Source organism: Amorphoplanes friuliensis DSM 7358 (genome assembly GCF_000494755.1).
In the GTDB taxonomy this organism is placed as follows: Bacteria; Actinomycetota; Actinomycetes; order Mycobacteriales; family Micromonosporaceae; genus Actinoplanes; species Actinoplanes friuliensis.
In genome coordinates this window covers 4,539,401-4,553,886 of the sequence record NC_022657.1, presented here as the reverse complement: position 1 = coordinate 4,553,886, position 14,486 = coordinate 4,539,401, and the positions used below count along the sequence as shown (strand labels likewise).

Sequence of the window (14,486 nt, the reverse complement as noted above, 5' to 3'; positions counted from 1 at the left end):
AGCGATCAGCCGGCCTTGGGGGCGCGGACCGCCGCGTGGTGGGCGGACAGGGCTGTGGTCATGCCGTGCAGGAAGCGTTCGACCGTCGCCAGGTCTTCGTCGGTGAAGTCCTTCATCACATTGTCGGTGCGCTGGCCGAGGGGGCCGAAGAACTCCAGGGCGAGGGCCATGCCGGGCTCGCCGTAGCGGAGGTGGACCACGCGGCGGTCGGTGCTCTCGCGGGTGCGGCGCAGGTGGCCGGCGCGCTCGAGGCGGTCGATCGCGGCGGTGGTCGCGCCCGAGGAGAGGCCGATGGCTTCGCCCAGGCGGCCCGGGGTGAGGGGGTCGCCGCGGCCTTCGGCGTGCATGACGGCGATCAGGGCCTGCAGGTCGGTGGGGTGCAGGCCGTGGCTCTGCGCAAACGTGTGCCCCACCTGCTGGGCCTCGACGCTGTACGACCGCAGCAGGGTGACGATCTCATCGCGGAGCCTGTCCCGCTCCGTCTTCCGCGCCCGGTACACGGGTTCAGTGTTGCAGATCGTCGCGCGACCGTGGAGACTCTCGATGGTCGAGATTCTTTGCGGTGGAGGAATGATGGTGCTTCGGACGTTGACCGGACGGTTCACCGCTTGGCTGGTCCTGGCGATCGCCCTGCTCGCCGGCGGGTCGGTCATCGCCGGAGCCGGTGAGGTGCGCACGGCGAACGATCCGACCGCCTCGCTGCCCGCCGCGGCGGAATCCACCAAGGTCGCCGCCCTGGAGCGGCAGCTGCCGTCGGGGCAGACCAACCCGGCGCTGGTCGTCTACAGCCGGGGCTCCGGGGCGCTGTCGGACGCGGACGTCGAGAAGATCGAGGCGGACGCCCAGGCGTTCCGGGCCGCGGGTCCGCCGGTCTTCTCGCCGCAGCGCGACGCCGCGCTGGTCGCCGTGCCGCTGCCCGCCGACGCCCCCGCCCAGCAGCTCATCGACGCGGTGGCCGGGCTGCGGTCCACCGCGCAGGCCGGGCTGCCGGAGGGGCTGACCGCGCAGGTGACCGGTGGTGCCGGCTTCGCCGCGGACATCGCCGACAGTTTCACGGGTGCGAACACCAATCTGCTGATCGTCACGGTGGTCGTGGTCGCGCTGCTGCTTCTGGTCACGTATCGGAGTCCGATCCTGTGGCTGGTCCCGCTGGCCGTGGTCGGCGTGGCCGACCGGGTCGGCAGTGGCCTGGTGGCCCTGCTGTCGCGGCACACCGACCTGACCATCGGGGACTCCACCGTCGGCATCGTCACGGTGCTGGTCTTCGGCGCGGGCACCGATTACGCCCTGCTGCTCATCTCCCGGTACCGGGAGGAGTTGCACCAGCACGAGGACCGGCGTGAGGCCATGCGCCGGGCTCTGCGGGGCGCCGGACCGGCCGTCGCCGCCAGTGCGGTGACCGTGGTGCTCAGCCTGCTGACGCTGCTGCTCGCCTCGCTGGGTGACACCGTCGCTCTCGGCGTGACGGCGGCGCTGGGCATCGGCGTGGCCGCGTTGTTCGCGCTCATCGCCCTGCCGGCCGCACTCGTGGTCTGCGGGCGTGGGCTGTTCTGGCCGTTCATCCCGCGGGTCGGCGAGGGCGGCGCCGAGCAGGAACGCGGCATCTGGGCCCGCGTCGGCCGCGGTGTCGCCCGGCGGCCCGGCCTCGTCACCGTCGTGTCGCTGGTCGTCCTCGGTGTCCTGTCGACCGGCCTGGTCGGCACGCGGCTCGGGCTGTCGCAGACGGAGCAGTTCCGGGTGCAGGCGGAGTCCGTGGACGGGCTCGAAACCCTCAGCCGTTCCTTTCCCGCCGGTGCGGCCGACCCGGCGGTCGTGGTGACCGCACCGGCGCGGGCGCAGCAGGTGCTGGCCGCGGTCACCGCGACCCCGGGCGTCGCGCAGGCCCGGATCGCCGAGGAGACACCGGAGACGACCCGGATCGACGCCGTGCTGACAGCGGCACCGGACACTGCCGACAGTTACGAGACCATCCGAGCGCTGCGTGACAAGGTCGGCGACGACGCGCTCGTCGGCGGCAGCGTGGCGATCGCCCTGGACTCCCGGGACGCGGCCCGGCGCGACCTCCGCGTCATCGTGCCGGTGATCCTGCTGGTCGTCCTGCTCGTGCTGGGCCTGCTGCTGCGTGCGGTCACGGCGGCGGTGCTGCTGATCGTTACGGTCATCGCCAGCTTCACGGCCGCGCTCGGTGCCGGATCATGGCTGTTCCGCGAGGTCCTCGGGTACCCCGGTCTCGACAACCAGGTGCCGCTCTACGCGTTCCTCTTCCTGGTCGCGCTGGGCGTCGACTACAACATCTTCCTGGTCACCCGGGCGCGCGAGGAGGCCGCGATCCGGGGTACGCGGGCCGGCATGATCCACGCGCTGGCCGCCACCGGCGCGGTGATCACCAGCGCCGGGATCCTGCTCGCGGCGGTCTTCGCGGTCCTCGGGGTGCTCCCGATCATCACGCTGACCCAGATCGGCGTCATCGTCGGGCTCGGTGTCCTCCTGGACACGTTGCTCGTGCGTACCGTGCTGGTCCCGGCCCTGGCCACCCTGCTCGGTGACCGTTTCTGGTGGCCCGCGAACCCGGCGGCGAACCGCGCGGCCGACTGATCGCGGGGCCTGCCGGGCCGGCGGCCCGGACCGACAAAAGCGCCGGCGAGCGACAACCTGTCACTCGCCGGCGCTTTCCCGCAATTCCTCAGTTCGTGAGTGTGCCCCGCAGCAGGCTCTTGCCGGAGTGCGCGGTGTTGCCGTCGTACGCCTCGGACGACACGTCGACGAGCCGGTAGCGGTTGAGATCCGCACCCGGCGGCAGCGGCAGCACCACGTCGGCCGCACCGGTGAGCGCGGCGCCGTCGATGTTGCCCATCGCCATCATCTTGGTGGTGTCCTCGGGGTCGATCAGCCACACCTCGTAGTACCCGGGGTTCAGCGGCAGGTTGCGGACGTCGACCCGCAACCGGGTGCCACCGATGACCTCCGCGGCGCCGTGCGCGGCCGCGGGAGCCGTGTCGAGGCGGACCAGGCTCGCCTTCGCGGTGACGTCGGGCGGCGCGGACCGCTCGACGACCCGTTGCACGACGACCGTGCCCGCGATCGCCAGGACGGCGGCAGCGGCGGCGGCCAGCACCGGGAGGGCCCAGCGCCGTTCGCGACGGACCGGCAGGCGGCGTACGGGAGCCGTGGTCGCAGCCGCGATCGCGTCCCACACACGTTCCGGAGGCGGGGGCAGGGAGTCGAGGCCCTGCGTCTCCGAACCGAGCTCGGCCACGTGCCGCAGGTCGTCGATCTCGGCGCTGCAGCCCGGGCACCCGGCCAGGTGGACGGACTCGTCGGCGGCCGGTGTGTCCTCAGAGAGCGCGAGAAGGACCAGCCGATCGGGTTCCAGATGCTGCACCGTCCACCTCCCACCGTCGTCGTAGATTTGCCATGCCCCGCCGGATGTGACTCTTGACCGTGCCCAGCGGCAGTCCGGTCATCGCCGCTATCTGCGGGTGGGTCAGGTCGTCGTAGAACGCCAGCTCGATCGTCCGCCGTTGCTCCACCGGCAACTGTGCCAGCTCGTCGGCCACGACCAGGCGGTCCAGCACACGTTCCGGGCTCTCCTCGTCGGCGACGGGCTGGGCCCGCACGGTGGTCGCGACGCGTTCCTCGCGGGCCGCCGAACGCAGCCGGTCGACGGTCTTGCGGCGGGCGATCCCGAGCAGCCAGCCCAGCATCCCGCCGCGTTCCGGATCGAACGTGTCGCGGCCCTGCCAAGCCGCCACGAAGGTCGTCTGCGTGACGTCCTCGGCGTCGGCGCGGTTGCCGAGCATGCGGACGGCCAGGTAGAGGACCGCACCGCCGTACCTGTCGTACGCGGTGCGCAGAGCGTGCTCGTCGCCCGCCCGGAAGCGCTCGGCGAGTTCGTCGTCGGGATTCATGGACCTCCTTCCTGCCTGCACATTCGCTGGTCGGCCCGCCCGTGGATGCAGCGGAACCATCTTTTTTCAAGTGCATCCACGGACACCGGAGCGAGCGTTACCACCGGTTGTCCGATCCGCACCTCACGAGGAGTCCCCCGATGTTTCTTCACCGCACCGCCGCAGTCGGCGCTGCTGCCCTGGTCGCGTTCGGTGGTCTCGCCGCCGTGACCGCGACACCCGCCTTCGCCGCCACCTCCCAGGTCTCCGTCGTGCACGGCATCCCCGGGCAGAACGTGGACGTCTACGTCAACGGCAAGAAGACCCTGCCGGACTTCAAGCCCGGCACGGTCGCGGGCCCGCTGAAGCTGGAGGAGGGCAGCTACGACATCGTGCTGACCAAGCCCGGTGACGATATCAGCAAGGCCGTGCTGAAGGTCGACGATGCCGAGATCCCCGGCGGCGCCAACATCAGCCTCGTCGCGCACCTCGGCGCCGACGGCGACCCGGTCCTCACACCGTTCGCCAACGACGTCAAGAAGCTCGACGCGGGCCAGACGCGCCTGATCGTCCGGCACACCGCGGCGGCCCCGGCCGTCGACGTGCGCGCGGCCGGCGAGCCCGTCTTCGAGAACCTGACCAACCCCAAGGAGGCCAAGGCCGACCTGCCCGCGGGCACGGTCAAGGCCGACGTGGTCCTGGCCGGCACCGACGACGTGGCCATCGGCCCGGCGGATCTCGACCTCAAGGAGGGCACCGCGACCATCGTGTACGCGGTCGGCTCCGCCGAGGACAAGACGCTGGACCTGGTGACGCAGTCGATCACCGGTCTGCACTCCGCGCCGGGCGGCGTCCCGAGCGGCAGCGGCGGCCTGGCCGACCGTGGCCTCGGCAACACCTGGTACGCGGTCGCGCTGGCCGGCCTGCTGCTGCTGGGCTTCGGCGCCAGGCGGATGGTCTCCACCCGCCGATGAGCGTGAACAAGACGGGCGCGTCCTTCCGGGGGCGCGCCCTGCTCCTCGTCATCGCCGGGCTGGTGCTGCTGATCGGCGCCGGGATCGCCTGGGTCCGTACGCGACCCGAGCCGTCCGTCGGGACCGCGGCGGTCGTGGCCCTGGCCTCGGCCCCGGCGCCCTCGTCCTCGTCCTCGTCCTCGTCCTCGTCCTCGCCGAGCTCGGCGCGCCCCTCTCCTTCCCGGAAAGCCGCGGGTGAGGTCGTCCCGGCCCGGCTGCGGATCCCCGCGATGAAGCTGGACGCGACGGTGGCCGCCGTCGGTGTCGATGCGAAGACGGGCGACTTCGCCGTGCCGCCGAGCGTCGACCGGGTCGGCTGGTACCGCTTCGGGCCCGGCATGACCGCCGACGCCGGCTCGATCGTCGTCGCCGGGCACGTGGACAGCGCGGCCCAGGGGAAAGGCGCATTCTTCGGCCTGGACAAACTCTCCCCCGGTGATCCGATATCCCTCGCGGATGCCGACGGCGTGATTCGTGAATTCGAGGTGATCGCCCGGGAAAGGTACGCGAAGACGCGCATCCCCCTGGACCGTTATTTCGCCCGCGACGGCGCCACGCGGCTCACCCTGATCACCTGCGGCGGGCCGTTCGACAAGAAGACCGGGCACTACCGCGACAACATCGTCGTCACCGCTCAGCCGGTGGGATGACCTGGCACGACGCCTCACTCCGGGTATGCTCGTGGCGGCGCTGCGCATCCTCCGGACTCCCCCGTTCGTACCAGTGGGACATCGTCCGAACGGGGGAGGTCCGGAGTTCGACTTCCGACGCATATCTTTGTATTAATTCGCGCCTAAGAAAGCCTCAAGTTTCCGGCCTGAATTGGCGTTCCGGCGGCCCGGCTCCTAACGTCTGTTTGCCAGCGCCGATGGGGACCGGAAATGGCCTCCTCGACCCCGGCAACAGCTTCCGCCGAATTGGTTACAGAAGAGGTGCCCACCCATGCGAAGGCCGAGCTACCACCGAGCCGCCCAGCGCCGGGGCCCGGACCGCAGGATCATCGCCGCGGTCGCCGTACTCGTCGCGTTCGGTGGGGTGATCGGTGTCACCCAGATCTCCAACGCGGACGAGAGCAAGACCGTCGCCTGCCAGGCGCCCGCCGCCGACCCGGCCGCTCCGTCGGGCAAGAAGGCAGCGTCGGACCCGAAGGTCGGCACCTACACGGACAAGGACGGCGACGTCCAGCACAAGGGCGACGGGCAGCTGGCCAAGGGTGAGAAGGCCCCCGAGGCCCAGCCGGTCGAGGAGTGCAAGACCGGTAACACCACGGCGAAGCAGGTCAACGGCCTGACGATCCTCGCCAACAGCTGCGAGGACAGCGACCTCCAGCCGCACGACGGCTTCCAGCTCGGCAACCGCTGCGTCTCCACCGAGTTCGGTGAGGTCGGCGAGGCCGCGAAGAACCCGACGCTGCTGATCACCGAGTTCCCGGAGACCGTCAAGGCGAACACCCCGTTCACCCTGAAGGTCAGCACCCGCAACCTCGTCCGCGACCGCTTCCTCGCGGCCGGCCAGGGCGGTTACTACGTGGAGAGCTCCGTGCTCACGGCCGAAGGCCTGGTCCGCGGTCACTTCCACACCGCCTGCCGCATGCTGGCCAGCACCAGCGAGGCCGTCGACCCCGCGCCGGTCCCGGCGTTCTTCGTGGCCACCGAGGACAAGAAGGGCGGCGCGGACCCCGACACCGTGACCATCCAGGTCCCGGGCCTGCCGCAGGAGGGCATCGCCCAGTGCGCCTCGTGGGCCGGTGACGGTTCCCACCGCATCCCGATGATGCAGCGCGCCAACCAGACCCCGGCCCTCGACGCGGTCCGCGTCAAGGTCGAGGGTGGTCAGGCCGAGGAGCCGCCGGCCGAGGAGCCCGAGAACCCGCCCGCCACCACGCCGCCCGCCGACAACGGCGGCGGTGACAACAACGGCGGCAACAACGGCGGCGACAACAACGGCGGTGGCGACAACGACAACGGCAACGGCAACGGCGGCGACAACGGCCAGGGTGACAACGGGAACAACCCGAACCCCGGCGCGACCGCCACCCCGAAGACCGACGCCGGGAACACCCCGCCCAAGACCGGCACCGTGACGATCCCGCCGAAGAACGACGCGAGCGCCCCGAAGCCGGCCAAGACCACCAAGCCCGCCGCCTCCACGGGCGACGAAGCCACGAACGACAACAACGGCGACACCGGCAACGGTGGCGACGAGGCGACCAAGGACGACGAGGACGCCGAGAGCCCGGTGCAGGCCGTGGCCGGCAAGACCGCCAAGCCGACCAAGAAGGCCACGAAGGAACCGGCCGCCGAGGTCGTCACGAACACCGACGACGGCGCACCGGACGCCCAGCAGGCCGCGGCCGAGACCACGGACGTCCAGGCCGAGAACAAGTCGAAGCTGGCCCTCACCGGCGCCAACTCGGTGACGATCATCCTCGGCGGGGCACTGCTGGTGCTCTCCGGCCTGGTGCTCGTCGGCGCGACCCGGCGCCGCAGGGCCGCGGCGCGCGACTGACGCCGATCAAGGACAATCGGGCAGCCACCCAGCACGGTGGCTGCCCGATTTTTGTCGTGAAGGAGAATGATGACCGCCGGCTGCACGATCACGGTGTGCCGCGACTGCTGCTGCGGCAACGCGCGCAAACACCCAGGTGTCGACCACGACGGCCAGCTGGTCCAGCTCCGGGAGTCCCTGCCCGCTCCCCACCGCGTACGCGTGAGCGAGTGCCTCGACGAGTGTGCCGAGGCGAACGTGATCGTGGTCCACCCCACGCCGGCCGCCCGGCTCGCGGGTGCCCGGGCGGTGTGGTTCGGCCTCGTGAACACCGACGTCACCGAGGACATCACCGCCTGGGTTCAGGACGGCGGACCAGGGGTCGCACCGATGCCGGCCATCCTCGAGCTCTCGGTGCTGCGCCGCTAGGACTTCTCCAGGGCGTCACCGGCCAGGTCGAGGAAGGCGACACGCGGCTCTTCCAGGCTGTCACGGACGGCCCCGTAGTCCTCCGCGCCCTCCCACACCCCCTGGTTGAGGACGAGGAAGTAGGCGCGGGCGGCGTCGTGGACGGGCACCGGGAAGAGCACGCGGATCATCCGCTCGGCGACCCAGACCCGGTCCATGATCGGCTGGGTGACCGCCTCCCAGGCGTCCCATGCGCTCTGGTCCCGCGGACGGCTGAGTGCCTGCCGCTCGGCCTCGGAGGCCGCCGCGACGAACCGCTCCAGCGCCGCGAGGCGTTCGGTACGCCGGGTCTCAGCGCGGGCGAGTTCGAGTTTGCGCTGCTCGTTGCGAACGTTGGTGCGTTGTGTCGTGCTCTGCACCAGCCAGGAGAGGCCGCCACCGAGGGCGACTCCACCGAGCGACGTCAACGCGGTCCAGGTCTCTGCGGGCATACCGGTCATGGTGCCCGATCGGTGCTCCACTCAGGACTTCCGTCGATGGATCTTTCGTCCGCGGTACCGATAGGTTGCCCGGCATGGAGGCATTCGATCAACTCGCCGAGCTCTACCAGGGCGAGCACAGCCACAATCCGTTCCAGGCCGAAATGATCGACAGGGTCGCCGGGCTCGTGCCGGACGGCGCCGCGGTCCTCGACCTCGGTTGCGGCACCGGGGTGCCCACCGCGCGGACGTTCACCGAGGCCGGGCACCGGGTTGTCGGTGTCGACATCTCCGAGGGGATGCTCGAGCTGGCGCGTGAGCAGGTGCCGGCGGCGGAGTTCGTGCACGCCGACGTGCGGGAGCTGGGCGCCGACTTCGGCCGGTTCGGCGCCGTGACGGCGTTCTTCTCGCTGCTCATGCTGAGCCGGGCCGACATCGAGAAGACCCTGGCGAAGATCACCGGCTGGCTCGAGCCGGGCGGCTGGTTCGCGCTGAGCATGGTGAACATGGACGCCGACAGCCTGCCGGTGGAGTTCCTCGGTGTGCCGGTGTTCGTGACCGGCTACCCGCAGGACGAGCTGGCGGCGCGGCTGACCGAGGCCGGTTTCCGGGTGGAGAGCATCGTGACGGTCGACTTCACCCCGGCGGACACCCCGCCGGAGAGCCAGATCTTCGCTCTCTGCCAAATCCCCGCGTAACTCAGACCCCGGCCGGGGCCGCCGCCGCGTCCCGGGCGAGCAGTGCGGCCACCGAGGCCGCGTCACCCGGGCGGCCGAAGAGGTAGCCCTGGCCCTGGTCGCAGCCGATCTGCTGCAGCATCGCCCACTGACCGTCCGTCTCGATGCCCTCGGCCACGGTCTGCAGCCGCAGCGCCTGCCCGAGACCCACGACCGCGTCGACCAGCGCGACGTCGTCGGCGTCCGTGTCGACGCTCTCCACGAACGTACGGTCGATCTTGATGATGTCGACCGGCAGTTGCTTGAGGTAGTTGAGGGACGAGTAGCCCGTACCGAAATCGTCGATGGCGAGACGGACGCCGAGCTGCCGCAGGGCGCCGAGGGTCTCGATCGCGCCGGTGACATCCTCCATCAGCATCGACTCGGTGATCTCGAGGGTCAGCGCGGACGCCGGGATGCCCGCGTCGGCCAGCGCCGCCGCGACGTCGCCGACCAGGCCGGCGTACTGGAACTGCCGCGCCGAGAGGTTGACGTTGATCTTCAGACCGGCCGCGGCCGGCGTCTCCCGCCGCCAGCGCGCCAGCTGCGCGCAGGCCTCGCGCAACACCCACCGGCCCAGCGGCACGATCAGGCCGTTCGCCTCAGCGTTGGCGATGAACTGGTACGGGCTGAGCAGCCCGTCGTCGGGATGCCGCCACCGCACGAGCGCCTCGACACCGGTCAGCCGCTGCGTCGTCATGTCCACGACGGGCTGGTAGAGCACGACGAACTGCTCCTGCTCCAGGCCGCGTTCCATGTCGACGCGCTGCTGCGCCTCCTCCAGGACCGACCGTGACATCGAGGGGCTGAACAGCTGGTACGCGTTGCGCCCGCTGCGTTTGGCCGCGTACATGGCGAGGTCGGCGTTGCGCAGCAGCTGCTCGGCCGGCAGGTCACCGGTGGCGATGCCGATGCTGAGGGAGCAGCTGACGTCACGGCTGCCGAGGCGTACCTGCTCCCGGCCGGCGGTCAGTAACCGTTCGGCGAGCACCGCAGCCTCCGCGGCGTCGAGGTCCTCGGCCAGGATGGCGAACTCGTCACCACCGAGCCGGGCCAGGGTGTCACCGGCGCGCATCTCACCGCGCAGCCGTCCGGCCAGCGTGGCCAGCAGCTCGTCGCCGGCGTTGTGCCCGAGGTTGTCGTTCACGAGCTTGAAGTCGTCGAGGTCGATGAGCAGCACGGTGACGTCGCTGCCGGGCCGGCGGGCGGCCTGTTCGAGGCGGTCGCGGAACAGCGCCCGGTTGGGCAGCCCGGTCAGCGAGTCGGTGAACGCCTGCAGGCTGAGCTGGTCCTCGAGCTCCTTGCGCCGGCCGATGTCCCGCAGGCTGATCACGGCGGAGCGCAGGGACGGGTCGTCGAGCCGGTTGGTGCCGATGACGTCGAGGTGCATCCAGGTGCCGTCGGGGCGGCGCAGCCGGGCCTCGGTGCGGGAGGTCCCGCCGGGCACCCGCCACAGGTCGCTCATCCACGCGCCCAGCCCGGCGAGCTCGTCGGGGTGGGCCAGGGTCTTGAGGGCGACGCCGCTGAGCTGGTCGGTGCCCATGCCGAGGATGCGCTGGGCGGACGGGCTGGCGTAGCGGATCTCGCCGGCGACGTCGATCGCGAAGACGGCGTCCGAGGCGGCTTCCAGCAGCAGCTCGGTGCGGTGCTCGGCGGCCTTGCGCCGCTCGTCCAGCCGGCGCCGGCTCCGGGAGTTGATCGCGGTCAGCGCGACCAGGCAGAACATGATGGCCAGCAGGCTGACGATGGAGACCGCGTTCCCGGCAGTGACCGCGGGCAGCAGGGCCAGGTAGCCCACCAGCGCCAGCACGCCGAGACCGACCACGACCAGCGGCGGGTAGAGCGCCGCGGTCGCCACGATGATCAGCGCCGAGCCGGGCAGGTAGAACATCAGCCCGTCGTCGTCGATCCGGGCGAACTGGAAGAGCAGCGGCAGCTCGGCGACCAGCCAGAGGACGAGGGAGCGCCGGATCCGGACGTCGCGCGCCAGCCGGAGCCAGGGCAGCGCCAGGGCGGCGAGCTGCAGCACGACGGCACCGAGCGCCCACGGGATCAGCCAGCGATCCGCGGGCGCCCAGTCGGCCGCCACCCTGACGCAGCCGAGCAGCGTGACACCGGCGGCGATCGCGGACCCGATCCGGATCTGACGGGCCCAGTAGTCCGCGGTGTGATCGTCGAAATCGGCACCATGCACGAGCGCAGCAATCGGCCCGCCGGGTGCCGACCTGAGGAGAACCGGGCCCTGAGGCGTACCCCCGTCACCACGCCCACGCCTCAGGGCCCGGACCGCCGTTGCCGACGGGCGGGAAGATCCGGTCCAGCTCATCCAGCGTCTCCGGGGAAAGATCGGTCTCCAGCGCGAGCAGCGGCAGGTCCAGCTGCGCGGCCGTCCGCGGCCCGATCACCGGTGCCGTGACACCGGGCCGCGACAGCAGCCAGGCCAGCGCGACAGTTGTGGGCTCCTGGCCGAGCGCGGCGCACAGCTTCTCGAACTCCTCGATCGCGGCGCGGTGCGGCTCGACCCGCTCCGGCGCGTGCAGCACGCTGCGCCCGGCGGCGCCCTCCCGCTGTTTGCGCAGGGCGCCCGACAGCGCCCCGAAGTGCAGCGGCGAGTACGCCAGCACGCCGATACCCAGGTCACGCGCCGCCGGCAGCACCTCGAGCTCCACGTGCCGGGTCAGCAGGTTGTACTTGGCCTGCTCCGACACCAGCCCGAGGTAGTGGCGGGCGTCGGCTGCGGCCTGGGCGCGGGCCAGGTGCCAGCCCGCGAAGTTGGAGCTCCCCGCGTACCGGATCTTGCCTTGGGTGGTGAGCGTCTCCAGGGCCTGCCAGATCTCCTCCCACGGGGTTTCCCGCTGGATGTGGTGCAGCTGGAAGAGGTCGATCCAGTCGGTGCGCAGCCGTCGCAGCGAGGCGTCGCAGGAGGCGATCAGGTGGCGGGCGGAGAGGCCGCCGTCGTTGGGCCAGTCGCTCATCGGCTGGTAGACCTTGGTGGCGAGCACGACCTTGTCGCGGGCGCCGGACCGCTCGAACCAGCTGCCGATGAACTGTTCACTCAGCCCGTCCCCGGTCTCGCGCCCGTACATGTTGGCGGTGTCGACGAAGTTGACGCCCGCGTCGAGCGCCCGGTCGAGGATCGTGTGGGACTCGGGTTCGCCGATCTGCCAGGCGAAGTTCATCGTGCCGAGGCAGATCCGGCTGACCCGGAGTCCGGTCCGGCCCAGAGGTACGTAGCGCATGGGAAGGACCGTAGGCGGGGAACCGGGATGGCCGTGAACTGTTCGACCGTGCTCGAATGGTCGGATGATCCGGCTCGAGTTCGCACCGGCCGACCTCGCGGGTGTCCGCTTCGCCCACTCCCCGATGGCGGAGGTGGTGGCGAGCAGCGTCGCCCTGACCCGCCCGGACCAGTTCTGGATGTACGCCGCCTGGCGCGCCCAGGTCGCCCCCGCAGTCGCGGCCTCCCACCTGACGACGTTCGCGGCGGTGCTGGCGCGCCCCCACGGCTGGGTGCCGGACTTCCTGACGCCGGTGCCGCCGGTGGCCCGCCCCCTGCTGCGCGACGAGCTCGCCATGATCGCCGCCACCCCGCTCGACCAGGTCGCCTTCGAGATCGCCTCCACGTGGGGTGCAGTGACGCCGCCCCCGGAAGCCGCCCGTTTCGCGACCGATCCCGCCGGCGCGCTGGCGGTACTGGTCCGCGAGATCCGGCAGTACTTCGACGTGGCCCTGGCGCCGTACTGGTCCCGCCTCCGCGCCGCTGCCGAAGCGGAGATCACCTACCGCGCCCGGTCGGCGATCGAGCACGGCCCGCGGGCCCTGGTCCGAGGTCTGCACCCCACGCTGACGTGGGACGAGTCGGCACTGTCCATTGCGCATGGCACCGAGGTCTACGAGTTCGGTCTGGACGGTCACCATCTGGCTTTGATGCCGTCCGGCTTCGCAGGCCCGAAGGTCTTCGCCATGACCGAGACCGATCAGGGCCGCGCCCTCTGGTACCCACCCCGCGGTTACGGCGCCGTCTGGGACTCGGCCACCCGCGTCCCCCCGACCGCGGCGCTGGCGGCTCTGCTCGGCCCGACCCGGGCGGCGGTCCTGGCCCTGCTCGAGATCCCCCACAGCACCGGCGAGGTCGCCACCGCCCTGGGCCTGGCCGCAGCCACCGCCTCCCACCACCTGACAACCCTGCGCGACGCCGGCCTGGTGTCCGGCTCCCGCGACGGCCGCCGCCTCAAGTACCTCCGCACCGGCCTCGGCGAGCAGCTGTACGCACGACCCTGACCTGCGGTTCATTTCAGCACGCGGTGTGAATAAATACTCAGGACCCGTCGCCCGCCGGCCCATTGTGCGTACCGAGTGCATGAAGTTGCCGGCCGTTCCCGCGCCACCCGAGGCGCGGGCCGAGGAAGGGATGACGGCATGCGGTCACGCACAATTCTGACCATCGTCGCAACAGGAATCGTCGGCTTGTCCGGCCTCATCGTGGCCCCCCTGACCTTCGCAGCCCAGGCGCCCGCCAACGCCTGCCCCGACGTGGAGATCATCGGAGCCCGCGGAACCACCGAACGCCCCGGCCTCGGCGTCCTGCTCGGCCCGCTGGCCCGCCAGATGACCACGCAACTCCCCCAGACTGTCCGGTCGACCGCCGTCGACTACCCGGCCTCGTTCAACTACCAGCCCAGCGTCCGCCAGGGCGTCGACGCCTTGGCCGCAACCATGAAACGCACGGCCGCGGCCTGCGCCGACACCGAATTTGTCCTGATGGGCTACTCGCAGGGCGCCAACGTCGTCGGTGACGCCCTGGTCGGGCGATCGGTCCGCGGCCGCGCAGCAGCCCAACCGGCAATCCCCGCCGCACTGTCCGACAAGGTCGCCGCAGTCATCCTCTTCGGCGACCCGACCTTCACCGCCGGCGAACCCTTCAACATCACCGACGGCACCCGCTCCGGAGTCTTCGCCCGCGGCGACGGCCGCCTGGACGCCTTCGCCGACCGCACCCAGTCCTTCTGCAACCGCAACGACCGCTTCTGCCAGGGCGGCACCAGCCTGGCAGCGCACCTCGACTACTCGAAGTTCTTCACCGACGCGACCGAATTCACCGAGAACGAGCTGAGCTGAGCAGGAGGCCTTCCTCAGCCGGGGGTGTTTCTGTTGCTTGCTGGGGAAGGCTCTTCGGGTCAGCGCTTTGGGTCGAGGCAGATCAAGGGATTGATGTCGTAGGTGGGTGGTGGGTTCTGATCGTCGCTCCCGCCGAGATCGGTTCGCTTCGCTCCCCTGCCAGGTGAATGCTTGGTTGCGCTCTCGCGCTGCGCGCCAACCCCAGCGCTGCGCGCCAACCCCAGCGCTGCGCGCCAACCCCAGCGCTGCGCGCCCAACTTCAGCTGTGCGCGCCCAACTTCAGCTGTGCGCGCCCAACTTCAGCTGTGCGCGCCCACTTCAGCTGTGCGCGCCCACTTCAGCTGTGCGCGCCAAACCCGCGCTACCCGCCAAAGCGGC

14 protein-coding genes are annotated in these 14,486 nt (G+C 71.1%); 8 read left to right on the top strand and 6 right to left on the bottom strand.

The features are described from left to right. Positions 1–5 precede the first annotated feature (5 nt). Positions 6–500 (bottom strand): MarR family winged helix-turn-helix transcriptional regulator, encoded by a 495-nt coding sequence (locus tag AFR_RS21070; RefSeq protein ID WP_023362824.1) that lies wholly within the window; start codon positions 498–500, stop codon positions 6–8. 73 nt (positions 501–573) lie between these two features. Between AFR_RS21070 and AFR_RS21065 the strand changes: the two genes are divergently transcribed. Continuing rightward, positions 574–2,595, top strand: a complete 2,022-nt coding sequence (locus AFR_RS21065) for an MMPL family transporter (protein WP_041842496.1) — start codon at positions 574–576, stop codon at positions 2,593–2,595. Positions 2,596–2,683: 88 nt separating this feature from the next. Here the strand turns inward: AFR_RS21065 and AFR_RS21060 are convergent, their stop codons facing one another. Next, positions 2,684–3,382, bottom strand: a complete 699-nt coding sequence (locus tag AFR_RS21060; RefSeq protein ID WP_023362822.1) for an anti-sigma factor — start codon at positions 3,380–3,382, stop codon at positions 2,684–2,686. Further along, positions 3,336–3,908: an RNA polymerase sigma factor gene (locus AFR_RS21055; RefSeq protein ID WP_023362821.1), complete on the bottom strand. Its 573-nt coding sequence runs from the start codon at positions 3,906–3,908 to the stop codon at positions 3,336–3,338. The genes AFR_RS21060 and AFR_RS21055 overlap by 47 nt, the downstream gene beginning before the upstream one ends. Before the next feature lie 140 nt (positions 3,909–4,048). Between AFR_RS21055 and AFR_RS21050 the strand changes: the two genes are divergently transcribed. The 4 genes from AFR_RS21050 (at position 4,049) to AFR_RS21035 (ending at position 7,816) form a co-directional block, all read left to right on the top strand. Beyond that, positions 4,049–4,861, top strand: a complete 813-nt coding sequence (locus tag AFR_RS21050; RefSeq protein ID WP_023362820.1) for a DUF4397 domain-containing protein — start codon at positions 4,049–4,051, stop codon at positions 4,859–4,861. Next, positions 4,858–5,550 (top strand): class F sortase, encoded by a 693-nt coding sequence (locus tag AFR_RS21045; protein ID WP_041841024.1) that lies wholly within the window; start codon positions 4,858–4,860, stop codon positions 5,548–5,550. Before AFR_RS21050 ends, AFR_RS21045 begins: the two co-directional genes overlap by 4 nt. Before the next feature lie 292 nt (positions 5,551–5,842). Continuing rightward, positions 5,843–7,408 carry a hypothetical protein gene (locus tag AFR_RS47910; protein ID WP_023362818.1) on the top strand — a complete coding sequence of 522 codons (1,566 nt, stop codon included), beginning with the start codon at positions 5,843–5,845 and terminating at the stop codon, positions 7,406–7,408. An 87-nt stretch (positions 7,409–7,495) separates the two neighbouring features. Next, complete coding sequence (locus AFR_RS21035; protein WP_041842494.1) at positions 7,496–7,816, top strand: hypothetical protein; 321 nt, start codon at positions 7,496–7,498, stop codon at positions 7,814–7,816. Here AFR_RS21035 and AFR_RS21030 read toward each other — a convergent pair. Next, entirely contained in the window at positions 7,813–8,286 is a 474-nt protein-coding gene (locus tag AFR_RS21030; RefSeq protein WP_202964009.1) for a hypothetical protein, read from the bottom strand. The genes AFR_RS21035 and AFR_RS21030 overlap by 4 nt on opposite strands. 83 nt (positions 8,287–8,369) lie before the next feature. Between AFR_RS21030 and AFR_RS21025 the strand changes: the two genes are divergently transcribed. Continuing rightward, positions 8,370–8,972 carry a class I SAM-dependent DNA methyltransferase gene (locus AFR_RS21025; protein WP_023362815.1) on the top strand — a complete coding sequence of 201 codons (603 nt, stop codon included), beginning with the start codon at positions 8,370–8,372 and terminating at the stop codon, positions 8,970–8,972. 1 nt (position 8,973) lies between these two features. Here AFR_RS21025 and AFR_RS21020 read toward each other — a convergent pair whose 3' ends face one another. Both AFR_RS21020 and AFR_RS21015 read right to left on the bottom strand, forming a co-directional pair. Then, on the bottom strand, positions 8,974–11,184 hold the full coding sequence (locus tag AFR_RS21020) for a putative bifunctional diguanylate cyclase/phosphodiesterase (RefSeq protein ID WP_023362814.1): 2,211 nt from the start codon (positions 11,182–11,184) through the stop codon (positions 8,974–8,976). Between the two features lie 64 nt (positions 11,185–11,248). After that, on the bottom strand, positions 11,249–12,229 hold the full coding sequence (locus AFR_RS21015; RefSeq protein WP_023362813.1) for an aldo/keto reductase: 981 nt from the start codon (positions 12,227–12,229) through the stop codon (positions 11,249–11,251). 64 nt (positions 12,230–12,293) lie between these two features. Between AFR_RS21015 and AFR_RS21010 the strand changes: the two genes are divergently transcribed. Both AFR_RS21010 and AFR_RS21005 read left to right on the top strand, forming a co-directional pair. Then, a complete protein-coding gene (locus AFR_RS21010) occupies positions 12,294–13,271 on the top strand; it encodes an ArsR/SmtB family transcription factor (RefSeq protein WP_023362812.1) in 978 nt (325 codons plus the stop codon). Positions 13,272–13,409: 138 nt separating this feature from the next. Further along, a complete protein-coding gene (locus AFR_RS21005) occupies positions 13,410–14,108 on the top strand; it encodes a cutinase family protein (protein WP_052359422.1) in 699 nt (232 codons plus the stop codon). Positions 14,109–14,486 lie beyond the last annotated feature (378 nt).

Excerpts from the sequence above, each read along its gene's own strand:
- AFR_RS47910 (WP_023362818.1), top strand. The coding sequence starts at position 5,843 with ATGCGAAGGCCGAGCTACCACCGAGCCGCCCAGCGCCGGGGCCCGGAC.
- AFR_RS21025 (WP_023362815.1), top strand. The coding sequence starts at position 8,370 with ATGGAGGCATTCGATCAACTCGCCGAGCTCTACCAGGGCGAGCACAGC.
- AFR_RS21055 (WP_023362821.1), bottom strand. The coding sequence starts at position 3,908 with ATGAATCCCGACGACGAACTCGCCGAGCGCTTCCGGGCGGGCGACGAG.
- AFR_RS21050 (WP_023362820.1), top strand. The coding sequence starts at position 4,049 with ATGTTTCTTCACCGCACCGCCGCAGTCGGCGCTGCTGCCCTGGTCGCG.
- AFR_RS21030 (WP_202964009.1), bottom strand. The coding sequence starts at position 8,286 with ATGCCCGCAGAGACCTGGACCGCGTTGACGTCGCTCGGTGGAGTCGCC.
- AFR_RS21045 (WP_041841024.1), top strand. The coding sequence starts at position 4,858 with ATGAGCGTGAACAAGACGGGCGCGTCCTTCCGGGGGCGCGCCCTGCTC.
- AFR_RS21065 (WP_041842496.1), top strand. The coding sequence starts at position 574 with ATGGTGCTTCGGACGTTGACCGGACGGTTCACCGCTTGGCTGGTCCTG.
- AFR_RS21015 (WP_023362813.1), bottom strand. The coding sequence starts at position 12,229 with ATGCGCTACGTACCTCTGGGCCGGACCGGACTCCGGGTCAGCCGGATC.
- AFR_RS21005 (WP_052359422.1), top strand. The coding sequence starts at position 13,410 with ATGCGGTCACGCACAATTCTGACCATCGTCGCAACAGGAATCGTCGGC.
- AFR_RS21010 (WP_023362812.1), top strand. The coding sequence starts at position 12,294 with ATGATCCGGCTCGAGTTCGCACCGGCCGACCTCGCGGGTGTCCGCTTC.